Origin of the sequence: Faecalibacterium sp. 3 (assembly GCF_048323735.1) — a bacterium.
Classification (GTDB): Bacteria; Bacillota; Clostridia; order Oscillospirales; family Ruminococcaceae; genus Faecalibacterium; species Faecalibacterium wellingii.
Map to the genome: position 1 here is coordinate 2,787,537 of NZ_JBLWFN010000001.1, position 16,711 is coordinate 2,804,247.

17 protein-coding genes are annotated in these 16,711 nt (G+C 51.2%); 3 read left to right on the forward strand and 14 right to left on the reverse strand.

Features of this window, described 5'->3' with window-relative positions; translation table 11 throughout:
• Positions 1-2: 2 nt before the first annotated feature.
• The 6 genes from ACNSPV_RS13165 to ACNSPV_RS13190 form a co-directional block, all read right to left on the reverse strand.
• Positions 3-1,073, reverse strand: a complete 1,071-nt coding sequence (locus tag ACNSPV_RS13165; protein ID WP_348583025.1) for a hypothetical protein — start codon at positions 1,071-1,073, stop codon at positions 3-5.
• A gap of 17 nt (positions 1,074-1,090) precedes the next feature.
• Positions 1,091-1,570 carry a hypothetical protein gene (locus ACNSPV_RS13170; RefSeq protein ID WP_348583024.1) on the reverse strand — a complete coding sequence of 160 codons (480 nt, stop codon included), beginning with the start codon at positions 1,568-1,570 and terminating at the stop codon, positions 1,091-1,093.
• Between the two features lie 15 nt (positions 1,571-1,585).
• On the reverse strand, positions 1,586-5,134 hold the full coding sequence (gene brxC, locus ACNSPV_RS13175; protein ID WP_348583023.1) for a BREX system P-loop protein BrxC: 3,549 nt from the start codon (positions 5,132-5,134) through the stop codon (positions 1,586-1,588).
• 16 nt (positions 5,135-5,150) lie between these two features.
• Complete coding sequence (locus ACNSPV_RS13180; protein ID WP_348583021.1) at positions 5,151-5,702, reverse strand: DUF1788 domain-containing protein; 552 nt, start codon at positions 5,700-5,702, stop codon at positions 5,151-5,153.
• Positions 5,703-5,712: 10 nt separating this feature from the next.
• A complete protein-coding gene (locus tag ACNSPV_RS13185; protein ID WP_348583020.1) occupies positions 5,713-6,324 on the reverse strand; it encodes a DUF1819 family protein in 612 nt (203 codons plus the stop codon).
• 372 nt (positions 6,325-6,696) lie between these two features.
• A complete protein-coding gene (locus tag ACNSPV_RS13190; protein ID WP_348583019.1) occupies positions 6,697-7,032 on the reverse strand; it encodes a helix-turn-helix transcriptional regulator in 336 nt (111 codons plus the stop codon).
• Positions 7,033-7,261: 229 nt separating this feature from the next.
• Between ACNSPV_RS13190 and ACNSPV_RS13195 the strand changes: the two genes are divergently transcribed.
• Positions 7,262-7,456 (forward strand): DUF3873 family protein, encoded by a 195-nt coding sequence (locus tag ACNSPV_RS13195; protein WP_097778304.1) that lies wholly within the window; start codon positions 7,262-7,264, stop codon positions 7,454-7,456.
• Between the two features lie 61 nt (positions 7,457-7,517).
• On the opposite strand, the gene ACNSPV_RS13200 is transcribed toward ACNSPV_RS13195, so the two are convergent.
• From ACNSPV_RS13200 to ACNSPV_RS13210, 3 genes are all read right to left on the reverse strand, one after another.
• Positions 7,518-8,900: a relaxase/mobilization nuclease domain-containing protein gene (locus ACNSPV_RS13200; protein ID WP_348583018.1), complete on the reverse strand. Its 1,383-nt coding sequence runs from the start codon at positions 8,898-8,900 to the stop codon at positions 7,518-7,520.
• A 51-nt stretch (positions 8,901-8,951) separates the two neighbouring features.
• Positions 8,952-9,215, reverse strand: a complete 264-nt coding sequence (locus ACNSPV_RS13205) for a hypothetical protein (protein ID WP_348583017.1) — start codon at positions 9,213-9,215, stop codon at positions 8,952-8,954.
• 132 nt (positions 9,216-9,347) lie between these two features.
• Positions 9,348-10,178: a replication initiator protein A gene (locus tag ACNSPV_RS13210; protein WP_348583016.1), complete on the reverse strand. Its 831-nt coding sequence runs from the start codon at positions 10,176-10,178 to the stop codon at positions 9,348-9,350.
• 69 nt (positions 10,179-10,247) lie between these two features.
• Here ACNSPV_RS13210 and ACNSPV_RS13215 point away from each other — a divergent pair, with 69 nt between their 5' ends.
• Positions 10,248-11,165, forward strand: coding sequence for a recombinase family protein (locus tag ACNSPV_RS13215; protein WP_348583015.1), 918 nt, complete (start codon positions 10,248-10,250; stop codon positions 11,163-11,165).
• 41 nt (positions 11,166-11,206) lie between these two features.
• Positions 11,207-11,908, forward strand: a complete 702-nt coding sequence (locus ACNSPV_RS13220) for a sigma-70 family RNA polymerase sigma factor (RefSeq protein WP_348583014.1) — start codon at positions 11,207-11,209, stop codon at positions 11,906-11,908.
• 28 nt (positions 11,909-11,936) lie between these two features.
• On the opposite strand, the gene ACNSPV_RS13225 is transcribed toward ACNSPV_RS13220, so the two are convergent.
• From ACNSPV_RS13225 to ACNSPV_RS13245, 5 genes are all read right to left on the reverse strand, one after another.
• Positions 11,937-12,551, reverse strand: coding sequence for a toprim domain-containing protein (locus ACNSPV_RS13225; protein WP_348583011.1), 615 nt, complete (start codon positions 12,549-12,551; stop codon positions 11,937-11,939).
• Positions 12,548-13,576 carry a DNA polymerase III subunit delta gene (gene holA / locus ACNSPV_RS13230; RefSeq protein WP_348583010.1) on the reverse strand — a complete coding sequence of 343 codons (1,029 nt, stop codon included), beginning with the start codon at positions 13,574-13,576 and terminating at the stop codon, positions 12,548-12,550. Before holA ends, ACNSPV_RS13225 begins: the two co-directional genes overlap by 4 nt.
• Positions 13,577-13,639: 63 nt before the next feature.
• Positions 13,640-15,667 (reverse strand): ComEC/Rec2 family competence protein, encoded by a 2,028-nt coding sequence (locus tag ACNSPV_RS13235; RefSeq protein WP_348583009.1) that lies wholly within the window; start codon positions 15,665-15,667, stop codon positions 13,640-13,642.
• 90 nt (positions 15,668-15,757) lie between these two features.
• Positions 15,758-16,297: a phosphoribosyltransferase family protein gene (locus tag ACNSPV_RS13240; protein WP_339395898.1), complete on the reverse strand. Its 540-nt coding sequence runs from the start codon at positions 16,295-16,297 to the stop codon at positions 15,758-15,760.
• Positions 16,298-16,323: 26 nt separating this feature from the next.
• Positions 16,324-16,656 carry a histidine triad nucleotide-binding protein gene (locus ACNSPV_RS13245; RefSeq protein WP_339395897.1) on the reverse strand — a complete coding sequence of 111 codons (333 nt, stop codon included), beginning with the start codon at positions 16,654-16,656 and terminating at the stop codon, positions 16,324-16,326.
• Positions 16,657-16,711 lie beyond the last annotated feature (55 nt).

The window sequence follows — 16,711 nt, forward strand, 5'->3', positions numbered from 1 at the left end:
ACTCACACAATCCCTTTCAGTTCTTTTCTGTCTTCTGCGGTTAGTCGATTTTCAAATGTGAGGAAATTATAATACGCTAAAAAAAGCTGAATACAGTCCATTCTGCGAACTTTTCGGTGAAGCATTCCATGGTCAACAAAGTTTCGATTCATAACGGCAGGCTGCTCCTTGAAATCATTTCCGTTAGCATAAAGCACTGCCAATGCACAAAAAAGATTTTCTCTCGTCAAATTGCTGAAAAACCAAACTTTAATATCATCTTCATGAACTTCATTATACTTGTTATTGATTCTATTGACAGCAGCAGCCCCACTATATCGAGCAAGCTTTCTTTTAGTCTTTTTCGCTGATTCCAGATTCTCTTTTTCGGTTTTGGGACCGCCCTGCAACCGAATAAGTCTTCCATCGATTAGGGAATACAACATCATCGCACATGACTTGTAGCAACGATTATCGAAGTCCTTAATCGCCTCCTCAAAATCGCTTCTTTTGATCTTTTCAACGGAATCAAACGCTTTCCAGAATTCTTCCATTTGCTTTTTTGTTCTGAAGCAACTTAGGGCCTTTTCGTTTGCTTCCTTGCTTGAAGTTGGTGCAGTGTTGAAATATTTGAAATTAGCATGCGGAATAACCGTCCATCCATAAGCACCCCACTGGCGGTATGCCTCAATCCGTTTCTTCTTCGCTTCTTCAGAAAGACCCGGAATAGCGATGACATTCCAGTCAATTTTGGTGTTTATGATTTGCCCTAAATTGGCCTGAATTTCCTTCAGATTCCGTATGAATGTAGGAGATTCCCCCATTATGGTTGCGGCTATTGAGGCAACAGATTTGCTTATAGATAATGATTCCGAATTGACTATCGGCTGAACTAACCTCAAGAAATTGGAAGTTCCAGCAACGTTACCGATTGTTTTGGCCAGTTCAAAGACTTCTTTGTGATTTGTCGTAGCAATTCCAATGCTCTGTATAAGATCGTGGTATGGATTCATCCTCTCGGAGAGCCCTAACATCTGAATTTGTTCGAGAGCCTTTTTTATAGAGCTAAAATTATTTTTCTCGATTTCATCCATATAGCAATCCTCTGTTCTTACCTATCATCATCCTGCGCTCCAAATACACCATCTAACATTTCGTCAAACTCCCTGTCTGTGGCAAATGTTTCCACATCAAACTTTTCTAACTCATCATAAGAAACTGTTCTATCTTTCGAATAAACAAACTTTGCCGCCACCTTACAAAGATAAAATTCAGCAATAGTCAATAAAACAGATGACACAATCACCAAAGCAACATTCATAAATTGCGGATACTTACACTCCGGGCTGAACGCTGCGATTCCGTATCCAATCACAAGATCGAAAAAAGCAACAATATTCAGATAGATTGCGTGTGCACTTCTTTGCAGTTTTTCACAGGGGAGAACACAGTTGTTATCATTATCCCGTTTAACTGTATTGGATCCAGGAAAGCAACTTCGTATAACAGCTTCTCGACTTCCGTTAATATTATTCAAGAGTAAAACCAATGCTCCTGCAACTTGAAGGGCCAGCATTGCAATAAAAGCCATTTGTCAAATCCCCATTTAGTTCAACTTGATCTCGTCGCAGCCGTCCAGTAGATTCTGAAGCTGGCAGCGAATCTTCTCCACATAAGCATCGATATCCGCATCATCCCGCAGGGTCTTGGCAGGGAAGAGAATCTGGCGGCTGTAAGATTTCACCTTTTTCTGCCTTGGTGCCGGAGTAACAACATCCTTCTTTTCTGCGGCCGGCTTTGGTGCTGGTGGCATCAGTGCAATCTCAATGCTGCTAACAGCATCATCCTTGTACTTGCTCAGCGGGATAATCATACCGTCTAGCAGTGCAATGCTCTTACATTCGTTGATCTTCGTCTTGTACCCGTCAAAGTAGGTGTCAGATTTGTGGATAATGTCCATCGCCTTGGGATCGCCGTCGGCAGCGGTATGGGTCGCTTCCATGCACTGACGCACTGTTTCCAGAATCTCAGAGCGTTTGTCATCCAGCATCTGGTCATGGGCTGTACGCACCGTTTGCATCAACCCATTCAGCTCCGGAATGCGCTTGTAGTTGAACTTCTGCCCAAAAGATGGCACTGTGATGATAAGCCGAATCTTGTTCAGGGCATCGTATGCCGCCGCATCCTGCGCAATGCGGTCCAGATCCGCCTGCATCTCGTGTTCCAGCCGTGCAGCATCATCAAAGGTGCCGACCTGACTCTTGAAGAAGGTCTCTACATTGCCCATGGCATCCTTCTGATCAAAGAGGTCGTCCTCTTTCTTGAGCAGATAGTCGATCAGCGCGATGTTGTCCTTCTTCTGGTTCAACACTTCCTGCGTTGCAGCAATGGCGTTGCGTACCATTGTTTGATCTGGGTACTTGTGGGCACCATCGTATCGCTTGTTCAGTTCGTTATAATGCTCCAGCTGGTTTCCGAACGCTTCAGCAATAAACTTGACCAAACCGTCTTCGTCCGCAGGAACATCCATGACATCGAAATAATCCCGCAGAAGGCCCCGCACAGCCTTCATTTTGGTTGCCGATACCACCACGCGCTTGCTAATGGATGTTTTACCCACCTCACTCTTTTTGCGGAGCATGTCAGGTAATTTGGCGTTGTCCGGCTGGATGGTAGTGCCTGCATATTTGATGGTTACCTTCTGATTCACGATCAAACGCGCCACCACATAAGCAATGTCGATTTCCTTCCAGCCATAGGGTATACTGCTGAACTTGCTCTGTACATCCGCCATCGAGGTAGGCAAATGCTTCATCGCCTGCATTTCAAGATATTCTTCCACAGCTGCTTCCGCATCTCGGTTGGGGTCAGCTTCTGCAAAAACGATATCTGCACCAGAAAGCACTGCCATAATTTCGGCATCGGTATCTGCGTTTTTCCCAATCAGGTCCAACTTGCTGTAAACATGCGAGACCAGATACTCCATCGTCTGGTCAATTTTGGCCTTAGCATTGCCGCTCTTAATGTCCAGATGTTCACCATCGGCGTAAAATTTTGCGTTTTCAATAGCCTCTACCAGAGCTTTGCTGGCTTCAGCTTCATACTTGGTTGCTTCTTCCTGTTGGCCGCGGATAATATCCTGAGCACTCTTGGGCATCTGGCTGACATTCCGCTGTTTGACATATTTGCGGATCTTCATGGATGCTTCCAGTGATTCATAATACGGCGTATCGCCCAAAACTACAATCGCCTCGCTGCCTTTGGAGCTGTTCATCAGGCGAAATTCCGTTTTTTCCGTTGCATCCGAAGCTGCCGTCAAAAAGCGCAGGCGCATGCCGCCTGTGGCAATGCCGTACATAGTGTTATCCACCATCTGATCAAATGGGAAGTCACACTTGCCGTAACGGAACTTTTTTGCATCATAAATTATGCCAAAAATAATCTTTGCTATATCCCCAACAATAGCGCCCGTATCCACCTGTGTAAGATTGATTTCTTTCTGGATGTCCTGCTCTTCATCCGTCAGGAAGTTGTAGGTATCACCAGTACGGCCGATGTAGTTCTGTCCCATCAACCGATCCAAGCTGCCGCGCAGCTTTTCGCGCATAGCAACCTTTTCCAGACGAATGTCGTCCGCCATCAAGATCACAAGGTTGTCCAAGTTGGCCGGAATATCCTCATTGACATACCGGATCAGATAGAGAAGTTTCAGAACATCCACGTCCATTGGCTCCAGACCATCGTGATTTTCTACAGCTTTGCTGCAGCGGTCAATCACGTTGCGAATAGAGCTGTCCAGAAAAGAATGTACAGTATCATAGAAGCGGAACAGTGGCACCAATGCAAACTCGTTCTGTTTTTCCACTTTCTGGGCTGCTTCCTGGAAACCGCTCAGCATGGAACGCTCGCCGCCAGAGAAGTGCTTACCCGCATTGCCGTGTTTGCGGATCTCCACAAAAATTTTCTGCATGATAAGGAACTGGTACGGAACAAACGGAAAATCCTCTGCAAATTGTGCAGGGCCAGAGAATCCTTTGATGTCCGGCATTGCGTTGGTAAAGCTAAACAAGTTGCGCATCCCAGAGTTTTCTTGCTCATAGACTGCATCCAGCGTTTTTTCTGCTTCTGGAGTTTTTTTCAGAACGCGCTTCTGGATTACTTCGTCTACGGAAGAGGAAGAAAGGCTCAGACGAGTTTTGAAACGAGCCTGGATCCGAGAGAATTCATCTGCGCGTACCTTGATGATCTCATCAATAGCTTCCTGTCCGGTACAGACCACCCAGACTTTTCCTCTGCATTCACTGCCGATTTTTTCCACCAAAGACTGCAGATTCAGCAGCATATCCGTGTCCGTGCCAACATACTGACCCGCTTCGTCCACCATAAACAGAAGGCGAAAGTTTGCAGGTTTTGTGCTGACGTATGCATTGATGTCGTCTACAAGCTGTGAAACAGAGAGTTCCGTTGCGCTCTTATCGTTAAACCAGTTATTTGCATCTTCTTCACTGATGTCCAATGCTTCCGCCAATGCAGGTTTAATGACCTTTCCATTGAATGCAAACGCCTTGCGCACTTCTGCCCAGGGCTTGCCCTTCTTTTCTTCAACCAGACGGCAAAATTCATCCATCTTGCCCTGCTGCGTAATGTACTGCTCCAGCATAGCAACTTTAAGATTGCTGCCAAAGAATCCCAGATGATTATAGAACACCTTAGCAAAAACACGTAAAACGGCTGTTTTGTCCTTATTGATAGAGCCTTCATAATCGATATTAAACAGAATCGTCTCGGTTTCACCTTTGGTTGCACGATCCACCTGCATAAAGGTACCGGGGTCATCCTCAAATTTTTTGCGGAAACGCTCCACAGTACGGATACCATTAACCTCTTTGTTTTCCAACAAGTATGACAACATTTTCAAGAAGTGAGATTTACCGCTGCCAAAAAAGCCGGAGATCCAGACGCCTGTATCTGCCGTTGGTTCGTCAAATGCTTCTGCATAGGTATTGAAAAAGTCTGCAAAATGCCGCTTCAGCTCTCGTGTAATAACGTACTCGTTCAGTTCCTGTTCCAGGACCTTGTTCTCGTCCTCGTCAACCTTGACAACACCGTTAATTTTACGGTTGATGTCTTCTACAAACATATTCTGTATAACCAACGCTCTGTTTCCCCCTTCACACAACGTTAAATGCGCGATAGTAATTGTTCGGCTTCAGACAGTTGAACAGCCGCAGCTGCTGGTCGTTAAATGTTCCCGGGTAAAACACAAGCACCGGCCTCTCTGCAAACAATGATGCTTCCAGTAACGTATGAATTCGCATAAATGGAAACGCTTCTCCAACGCCAGTCAAAACCAATACTTCTCCCGGCTGGAACGGCTCGCTCTGAATTTTCTGCACAATTTCATCGACTCCAATTGTCGATTGAAGCTGTTCCAACAGATAATCATGGCCGTCCTCTTCTTCCATATCGGGGATTGTATCTAAAATATCCATGCCTTCACAAATCCCTAGGAAGATTTGATATAAATTACAGATCCGCAACTGACAGCCCAGTGTCATATCTGTAGATAGCTGTTCAATGAAATGTCGAACCGCCATTTCATCTCTCGGTTCATAGCAGAAGATACGAATATTCACTTCATTGCTAAGACCTTTTCCTTCCAGGAAGTCTTGACTCTGAATCATCTGCCGAACGTTATCAAGGCGTTTTTGTATGTCACCCATTAAATTTTCCTCACTCAAAACGGTTAAATGCGGGCAATACCGCCTGATCCCCATTTGTAAGAATCACATTTTCCAATTCCGGATAAAGCCAAACCGGGTTCAAATGGCCTGCTTTTATATCATTCAGGTAATCATTTTCCCTTAAAATTCGGTTCAGAACCGATTTTAACTTTTTAACTGTAGATTCACTCCAACCCGCGATGGCTTCATTCTGTTCCTGTAGTCTTGTGAAAAAGCTTGTCAGATCAAGTTTTCCATAGCTGAAATCCTGGTTTCGATATTTTTCCCCAATAACTGTTACCATAAAATCCCAGACAAGCCTATTATCTTTCATAATCGCATAAAGACAAATTTGTTTTGCCTCTTCAACTGGATGCTCTGCAACATTCCGAATCAGTCGTTCACTGCTCAAAAGATTTAGCCGTCGATAGCACGCCCGTACCATACCAACTGTCATACGTTCAGTTGGGTACTGAAAGAGGTTATCTTTTGTAATTATGTCCGTTATTTCTGATTCATTTTTTCCATCTACCATAAATTTAGCGACAATACGCATTTCGTGGAACAGAAACTGCTCTCGTGTCAGAGAAGCCTTGTAAGAACTGTCCAAAGGGCATATCATACCGGGGAACCTCCTGAAATCCGTGAATAACCGATGTCTTTGTATTAAGCAAGTACAAAAATCCATTATGATATCATCATATATATTTTACACTTGTAATCAGTTAAAATCAATGAAAGAATACCAAAGACTACAGCGACATTGTTGCGGCAAGCAGGGCGTCTGTCTATACAAACGCCATTTTTGCTTCGTAAAATGCTTGTTGGGAATTCCCAAACCCTTTGTGATCTGCATCGTACCGCTGCAGGCTGCGCGTTCCTGCCGAACGCTTTTTTGATGGAGTTCATGATTCAGTGGTATATTCGCTGGGCACAGACCCACTTAAAAGAAAAAGTGCCGACAATGATTTTGTCAGCACCCACTGTAACCTATTTACTTCTCTTTGATGTACGGTATGTTATCGATATATGCGTTCAAAATATCGGTTGCGGCTTTCTTCTGCCCCGGTGTAAGACGGCTCAGCTTCCGGTTCAGCTCATCATCTGCCACATAAGATGCTGGGGCTGCGGTGTCCCGGATCAGCACATCTGCGGGAACATCCAATGCTTCAACGATCCGGATGAAAGCGTCCAGGCTTGGCGTCTTCACCCCACATTCCAAATCACCCACATAGTTTACAGACAGATCTGCTTTCTCGGCCAGTTTATCCATTGTCCAGCCTTTTTTCCTGCGTTGTTCTCTGATTCGTTGGCCTAAAAGTGTTTTCATAACATCCTCGCATTCTATTGGCGTTAGTTACACACCACTAGAATAAAGGCCGTGCATTTCTTTATACGTAATCAGTTGGCGTTTGTTCAACTCTATTAGCGTTTGTTTCGGACAGAAAATTTTAGAGCATTTCTTTGTTCAAATCATCAATGGCCTTTTTGAACCGGGCATGCTACAATAGCAATGTTGTGCAATGCACATCAAACAAGAATAAAAGGAGCTGCCGAACGTGGATTCAATCTACCTGCTGCCCGGCGAAGAACGCTGTGTCAATTTCAGAGATTCCGATGGCATCCCAAAGGTACACTACACATATTGTTCTTTGCACGGCAGACTTTTCAACTGCACCTGCCGCTCAAAGGACGAAGCGCAGCGGTTATGTGAGGATTGGCTCGTCACGCAGGACCGCTGCTATATAAACTAAAAAAGCCACCGAGGATTCTTTCCCAAAACGGATTGGGATCGAATCCTCGGTGACTTTCGTTTTATCGGGTCTGCTGCTGTTCCTGTTCGCTCCTGTTGTCTGCAAAAAACATTTCTACGTTTTTCTGTGCCTTCATCAGCTCCTGCATCCTCTCTCGTGCTTTCCGATAGCTCGGATATTCTGCTTTTTTCTTTTTCAGAAGCTCAACATATTCGATGCTCAGTTCTTTTATCTTCGGAAGTTTTTTCAGCCCAGCCTCATCGAAAGCCGCTTTGGCCGCCTTGTGCAACGCAATGCTCTCCCGATTTGCTTCCAAGAATCGCTTGCTGTATCCTGCTTTTCGATAGGCCTCATAGATGGACCTTGTTTTGGCATAGTTGATAATGTGCGTTTTCATTACCGCAATTTCTGCCATCCGCGCTTCCGCAGCTTTGATGGAGTCGCCCAGTTCGTGATAGCGCATCGTTGCAGCACGCACCTGTTCTTCCATTTCATCCATGCTCCCGATTTTGTTTTCCTGCAGAAAAATCAGCGTCTTGGACATCTCCTTCAGGTTGTACCGCTTCGCCCAACGCGCATAGCCGTCTCCCTTTCCTTCAGCCAATTTTGCCTGAATATCCACCAACATCTGAAATTTCTGTTCCTGCACCGGATGTTTTTTCCTCGGGCAATGCTCTGCTTTTCCGGCGAGGACCGCTTTTAATTCTTCCTCACTGTATCCCGCCCCCAAAGTCCGAAACCGGATGAATCGTTTTTGCCGTACACCTTTCACCGATGTGAATTTTCCGCGCTTGACCTCATATCCCTGCTGTTCCAGTTTTTTCAAAAATTCTTCGTAACTGCCCGGCTTGTCCGCAAGGATGCTGTCAATCACACCGCACAATTGATCGCGGTTGCTTTCTTTTGGCGGGTAAAGTACACGCTTCTGCCGCTCCCGGTAGGGCTTTATTTCAATCACAGACAGGCTGTGTTCCAGGCAAATCAGGTCACTCAGCCGCTGCACAGCCAACCCCGACAGCAAAAAGTCCCGGAATTTACGGCTGCAGTCCAGAGCCGTAGAGTTATAGATAATGTGATTGTGAATATGCTCCCGGTCGGTGTGCGTAGCAACCAGAAAAGCATACTTGCCTTTTGTAAAGCGCATCGCCAACTCATAACCTACTTTGTTGGCTTCTTCAGCGGTGATTTCTCCGGGTTTGAAGGACTGCCGAATCTGATATGCAATCACGTCATTTTTCTGTCTGCGCCCTGTAACAAGTTCGTACTGCCGCTTGGACAGCATAAATTCTTCATCTACAGTCAAGGGGCTGCATTTATAGCTGCTTACAAGCTGCCCCTGCTCCGTTTTATCCGGGTTTTGTGCATAGTCGGTGCGGCTTTTCAAGCAAGCCGCAACAGACTTTCCCTTGTTTTTATGCAGCGCAATCAGCCGTGTTGCTGCCACCTCAAACCACCCCCATAAAGAAAAAGCCGCCCGAAGGCGGCACATTATCCATCAGGATTGACGGAACAACTTTTCAAAATCAGCGGCCCCGGCCAGATACATTGCCTGATATCGTACGCTTTCCAGCTCATTGCAGATCTCATCCAACTGAAGATACTGCTTCCATGCTGCTTCGCCCACCATTTTCCGGTGTGCGTCTTCCGCTGCCAGTTTTTTCCGCAGGAGTTCGTGATACCATGCATTGCTTCCCAATTCATCCCGAAAAAGCGTTGCCTCACGGTCATTGAAATAATCCAGCATTTTACCTTTATTCATCGTTTCCTCCATTACAGTTCCGTAAGCCATTTGCTGAATCGCTCGACGGCTTCCACAAGCGCCGTTCCTGCCACGATGAGCAAAAAGCACCCGAACTCTGCCACAAAAAGGATCAGGAACTGTGTCCATTCCCTACAATAAAGAGTATAAAGTCCGCAGCCAAAAATATACAGCATCGGCAGCGCAAGCACAAATGCCGACAGATTCAATGTCAATTTCAGCATCAGCGCAAAGAAAGCCGTAAGCAGCGAAAACGGAAGAATAACCATTCAGCTTCACGAATCGGCTGCGCACGACTTCCGCAGGCTTGTCATCCCCTGCCACCCGCAGCATTCTGCGTTTCGAAGAGCAGGTATCCACCAGAAGATTCACGATTTGATCGATGGTGTCCTCCTCATCCGGGCAGACCCGGAGCAGCAAGTCCACCTCCAACGATTGCATAAAATACGCTTCCAGCCGTGTGCGCTCATCCGGTTCGTCCTCCGCATCGGAAGAGAAAGGATCAGGTTCACTCCCCTCGGTTTTATTCCACTCAGTCTTATTTCCTCGTGATTTTGCCGTTTCCTGCTGCGCTGAATCCGCGGCACCGGAACCGTTCTTTTCACGATTCCGGAAACGCGGGTCTGCAAAGTTTTTGACGTAAATCAGATTGGGTTTGCCAAGGCCTCGCCGTTTGCGCTCAATCAGACCAAACTTTTCCAATTCCCGGAACAGTTTGGTTGCCTTGTTGTCTGCGCAGCCCAGTGCATCCATCACTTCCTGCACAGGAAAAATGATATACACCCTTCCCTGCTCATCCAGCCATCCGTTTTTCACCGACAGCCCCATGCGGTCCAGCAGGATGCCGTACAGCGTTTTGGCATCAGTGGACAGGTCCTTGAATTTTATGTCCCGGAATAAAATTTTGGGCACCCGGAAATACGAGAACATCTCGCCCGACTGCCCATAGAAATAGTCAAACATCCTGACTTCCTCGCTTGTTCTGCCTTGTCACATCCTTGACACCTCCGTTCGTAGTATGATGAAATATGTATGACTATCGTTATTTTTCTTTACAAAGATGGCCTGCCATGCTACAATAGCCGCATCTACGGCCACCGGACAACAGGAAAGGAGTATCTCATGGCCAAAACTGCTGACACCATTGCCATCTATTCCCGCAAATCCCGCTATACCGGCAAGGGCGAAAGTATCGGAAATCAGATCGACCTCTGCCGCGAATATATCCGCACTCACTACGGCGATGCCGCCGCGGAACATGCCGTTGTCTTTGAGGACGAGGGCTTTTCCGGCGGCAACCTGAACCGCCCGGATTTCAAAAAGATGATGACTGCGGCCAAGGACCGGAAATTCAAGGCCATCGTAGTCTATCGTCTGGACCGCATCAGCCGCAACATCAGCGATTTTTCCAGCCTGATTGAAGAGCTTGGACGGCTTGGCATCGACTTTGTGTCCATCCGGGAAAGCTTTGATACCTCCAGCCCCATGGGCCGCGCGATGATGTACATCGCATCCGTGTTCAGTCAGCTGGAACGTGAGACCATCGCGGAGCGCATCCGGGACAACATGCACGAGCTGGCAAAGACCGGGCGCTGGCTGGGCGGCACGACCCCCACGGGCTATGCTTCCGAGAGCGTCAAGAGCATCACGGTGGACGGCAAGACCAAAAAGGCCTGCAAGCTCAAGCTGCTGCCGGACGAAGCAGAGATCATCTACAAAATTTTCGACCTCTACGAGCAGTACGATTCCCTGACCATGACTGAGACCGAGCTGCTGCGGCAGGGCATCAAAACAAAAACCGGGCGTTCGTTCACCCGGTTTTCCATCAAGTCTATTTTGCAGAATCCTGTCTACCTGATTGCAGACAAGGACGCCTATCAGTATTTTGTGGGCAATGAGGCAGAACTGTTCGCCCCGGAGTCCGGAAAAAGGGCAAGCCCTCCTTCATAAATTGCAGTAAACCGTTTATGATGCTTTGGGGAGGGGTCGGCATGTTTTTATCTCTTCTGCAATTTTTTGCCACAAAATTTCTGGTTCTGGCGCTTCATCTGGAAAGCGGCAGCTTTCCGCGGCCCCTCTCTGCCCAGGAGGAAGCCGAAGCCTTTGCCGCACTGCGTGCCGGTGACCCTGCCGCGCGGGAAAAGCTGATCCGGCACAATCTGCGTCTGGTGGCACACATCGTAAAAAAATACTACGCCCTGCCCGGCGATCAGGACGACCTTGTTTCCATCGGAACCATCGGCCTGATGAAAGCGGTGGACACCTTCGACTCTGCCCGCCGGACACGGTTTTCTACCTACGCCAGCCGGTGCATTGAAAACGAGCTCCGGATGCAGTTCCGGCGGGAGCGCAAGACCGGCGGCACTGTCTCTCTGCAGGAAACGCTGGAATCTGATGAGGCTTCCTCTTTGACTCTGGCCGATGTTCTGCAGGACAGCTTCTGCATGGAGGAGGTCTGCGAAAAGCAGGCCGAGATCCGCCGGGCCAGACTGCTTCTGGACGGCCTGCCCGCCCGGGAACGGCAGATCATCCTGCTGCGGTATGGCCTTGCCGGCCAGCCGCCGCTGACCCAGCTGGAGGTGGCCGGGCTTCTGAACATCAGCCGGAGCTATGTCTCCCGCCTTGAGACCCATGCATTGGAGCTTCTGCGTCAGCGCTGGAACGCCCCGGACACAAAAACAGCGCAGAGGTGAAAAGTGTTCTCTCCCCTGCGCCATACAGTCAGTTATTCAGGATTTTCAACTGCATCTCGTCCAATTGTTCAAAAGTATACAGCCGATTCAGCGCCTCCACCAGTTCCTTTTTGGAAAGACGCGGCGGCAGACCCAGCGCGTTCAGCAGCTTTGCCTTGCGCTCGGCACTGCCCGGCCTGCCGGAGAGCCCCCACTCATAGAGATCGGTATAGGTGATCTGCCGTCCCTCCGGACGGGCTGCTGCGGCACCCGCCTCTGCGCCAAGGGCATCCCGCAGCGCCTGCAGAACGATGGCGTCGTCCACGCCCTCGACCCCCAGCAGGCCCTCCTTGCCGGGCTGTTCCTTGCGCTTTTCCTTGCCGTGGATCGCGGGCACGTAAGCCTGAACCACGTTCTTTTCTCCCACCAGATTGGTGATGTAGGTGCGGATGCGGAAGCCTGCCGCGTCCGAATCCGTCAGCAGGATCAGGCCGTTTTTCTGCGCCAGCGCTTTGAACAGCTGCTGGCGCTTTTTGTCGCTGTAAATGCCAAAGCCGTCGGTCAGCAGGATCATGGCATCGGTCAGATGGGAAAGCCGGGCCGCATCGTATTTGCCTTCCACAATGAGCACCCGGCTGGTATGGATCATTTCGTTTTCCTTCATCGTCCGCTCCCCGCCATTGCCAACCGGCACAGCGCTGTTTCCAGCAGGATCTGGTCATCGGTGGGCTGGCTTTTCAGGCTCTGGTCCAGTTCCAGAAGCACCTGCATACAGTTTTCGATCTGGCCCAGCGTGTAGTGCGAGGCCGTCTCGGCCGAACGCTTGAGCCGGTAGTCACTGCCCTTGTAGCCGAAATCCTTGAACACGGTGCCGTAAGGCTTGCGCTTTGCCGCGCCCAGCTTGACACGGTACAGGTCCACATAACTGCCGATGAGTGCCGCCGTGATGGCAATGGGCTCCTGCTGCAGGCGCAGCAAAGTCTGCAGCTTTTTGCAGGCACCTGTGGCGTTTTTGGCCGTGATCATGCGGATCATTTCAAACACATCCGCTTCCAGACTCACGGTGCCCATCTCGGCCACCATCGCTGCCGTGACCGTCTGGTACCCGGACAATGCACAGAGCTTGTCCACCTCATTTTCCAGCAGGAAAGGGTCCTCGCCGCAGCGTTCCAGCAGCGCCGCTGCTGCGCCGTCCGGCAGGCTGGTACCCTGTTCTTTGGCGCGGTCGATCATCATCATTTTCAGCTCAAAGGGCTTCGGCTTAGCCAATTCTTCGGTGTAGCCGATGCTTTTGCACTGCGCGATGAGCTTCTGCGCTTTTTTGTTCAACCTGAGCTTACTGCGCTCCAGCTCAAACACACTTCCCAGCACCACCACGGCATTTTCCAGACTGGCAAGCGTGCTGCTGAGTTCTTCCAGATCTTTATCCCCATAGCTGCCGGGTTCCAGCTCCGGCAGCACCACCACACGCCGGGTCCCAAAAAAAGAAATGGTGCCCGCTGCCATGATGAGCTGTTCGATCTCCGGCGCACCGCCATCCAGAATGGTGGCGTCCTCGTCGCTGTCTGCGGTCAGGATGCGGATGGCCGCTGCCACGGCCTGCCGCACCAGATACCGCTCACTGGAATAAAAATAGTAGACCGGACAGCCCTTATCTGCCAGCTGCCGGAGCCTGGTTTCGGTGGCCATGCAGGCACCCCCTTTTCCCTCATGTTGTTCTATTGTACCACACTCTGCCCGGATTGCAAAGCATCACTCCGCTCTGAGCCCGCCATACCGCCGCAGGCTGAGGGACGAGGACTGCACTGCTCCGCCGGGCATCCAATCATACCGCCGCAGAGCCAGAACCTCTTTATACTGTACCGCCTCCGGCCTTGCAGGAGATGCCAGAAGCCACCGGGCCGAGACCGGCTGCGCCAGCTCCACCCTGCCGCTCAGGGTCACGAACTGCCGGTTGCCGATGGTCAGCCGCACAAGGCAGCCGTTCCGGGTGCGCAGGACTTCCACGAGTGCGGGTGTGCACTTCTGCTTTTGCGCGGTGTTCACAGACAGTTCTTCTGCCAAAACGCTCTGTTCCGCTTCCAGCGCACAGGGCGTTTCCGGTTTTGTGCGCAGATCCACCAGCAGTTCAATTTTCGCCGCGCCCCGCCGGGCCAGCTGTTCTTCCACTGCATTCCGGACCGAATTCCCGCCCCGGAACAGTACCACAGCGGTATCGTTCTGGGTGACCACCACTGCCGGCGCGTTGGCGCTGCCAACAAGGTCGATATGCACCACATCCCGGCTGAGGGCATTGCCCAGCCCAACGGAAACCGCCGCTGTCAGCACAATGCAGGGCACGGCCACCCGCAGACGCAGACGCCAGCGGAAGGCCAGCCAGCACAGCAGGATGAGCACCAGACAGACAATGGCCGCATAGGCCGTATCAAAGTAGAGCCCCGCACCCGGTTTTGCCGCTATCCAGACGGCCCAGCGGTCGAGCAGGCCGGTCAAGGCTGCAGACAGTACGGAGAGCACACCGTGCAGCGGCGCAAGAGCGGGCACAAGCCCGGTGAACGCCGTACCGAGACCCAGCAGCATCATGGGCTGGATGAGCCAGAGGACCGCCACGCTGGAGACCACTGCCCAGATGCTGACGCTCAGCCCACGCAGCACCAGCACCGGAAAGGTCGCCGCAGACGCACAGACTGAAATGCAGACGCTTTCTGCAAGGCCCCAAAGGCGCTCCGGCAGCTTGAAATACCATGGGCGCTTCACCGGATTTTTTGCGTTTTTCCAGAACTGGCGGTACCATGCATCCCGGGTGCGGCGGATGTACGCACCGCCTGCCACCGTGCCCAGCACCGCCGCAAAGGAAAGCTCAAAGCCGATATCACACACGGCATAGCTGCTGCCTGCTGTCATCGCGATGCCGGCCACCGCCAGAGAGGTAAGGGTATCCGGCGGGGCATACAGCCACACCCCCAGCGCACTGACCCACACCGCTGCCGCTGCACGGAGCACCGAGGGCGTAAAGCCGGTCACGCCCACCAGCAGCAACGCAAGCAGCGCCTTCCACACTGCTCTCAGGCGCAGCACCGCATAGCAACGTTCTTTCTTCCTGCGTGCATCCAAGCGGAACACCTCACCGCACAGGATGGATACATGCATTCCGCTCACCACCAGCACATGGGCAAGGCCCGCGCCCCGGTAGGCGCTGCGCAGCGCCGGGGAAAGGTGCGTCCGGTCGCCCACCGTCATAGCCGCCAGCACGCCGCCGGTCTTGCCATCCATGCGGCGGCGCAGGGCTGCGCTGAGCCTTTGCTGCAGCCGGTGGGTGCGGGCACGGAAGCTTCTGCTCTGTCCCAGCTGTTTGAAATCCGGTTTCTCCTCGTCCGGTTCTGCCAGCAGCACAATGCCGTCCGAATACAGGCCGATCCGGCTCTGCTGTGCCGGAACGGACAGCACAAATCTGCCCTGCACCCGCTGTCCCGCCTCACATTCCGGCAGGGTCTCGCATTCCACCCGGAAGGAGGTCTTTGCGCCATTGATCTTCTCCACCCGCAAGACTGCCTCCACAACGCCGGGATAGTAGGAGTCCGAAACGCTTTCCACCTCTGCCGTCAGCACCAGCGGGCGGGCGGCATATTGCACGCGGATGCGCTCCAGCCGGTTTGCCGTGTACAGCACCGATGCCATGCCCATTGCAGCACCCAGCAGGATGCAGAGCGCCGCTTTGCGGGCAGCATCAAAGATGCACAACACCAGACAAACGGCAACAAAAAATGCCGCAAACGGCACAAAAAGCTCCGTTTGCGGCAAAAAAGCACACACGAACTCAACACCCAGCATTCCAGCACAGAAAACGCAGAGCGGGCGTCGCATGGCAGCTTAGTGGAAGAACAGGGGCAGCGGCTCCAGGAAGATGATATCCTTGCGCTCGGCTGCATCACCCTCGGCCAGAACAGCGGCCTGGCCTACAATGGTGCACTGGGTCTGCTCAGCCAGCGCATCCAGAGCCTTGAGGGAACCGCCGGTGGAGATGACATCATCCACCACCAGAACGCGCTTGCCGCTCATCTTATCCAGCTCCTTGCGGTCGATGACCAGCTTCTGCTTACCGGCAGTGGTGATGGACTGATCCTCCACCACCACGGGGTCGGTCATATACAACTTTTCGCCCTTGCGTGCACAGACGTAGGGCTTGCCGCTCTGACGGCTCATCTCGTGAGCCAGAGGGATGCCCTTGGCCTCAGCGGTCAGCAGGATATCAAAGTCAGGGCACTTTTTCAGCAGCTCGGTGGCAGCAGCCACGGTCAGCTCGGCGTCACCCAGCATGATAAAAGCCGCAATGTCCATGTGGTCATTCACCTTGCAGATGGTCAGCTCACGGGTCAGGCCTGCAACATGCAGGGTATAAGTCTCAGCCATAATTCAACGCTCTCCCTTTTTTGGAATCAGACGGGCAGCTTTTCGCCGCCCAGAACATGGAAATGCAGATGCTTCACGGTCTGGCCTGCGTCCTCGCCAACATTGGAAATGACGCGGTAGCCGTTGTTCAGGCCCTGCTCCGCAGCCAGCTTTGCGATCACTGCAAAGATATGGCCCAGCAGTGCGCCGTCCTCTTCGGTCAGCGCAGCAGCAGAGGTGATGTGCTTTTTGGGCACCACCAGAAAGTGCACCTTGGCCTGCGGGTTGATGTCGTAGAACGCCACCACCTGCTCGTCCTCGTACAGCTTCTTGGAGGGGATCTTGCCCTCCGCGATCATGCAAAACAGACAATCTTCCATGGGGAACAACTCCTTCCTGATATTTTATAAACGTCCCCGCCCTCTCAGGCCGCTT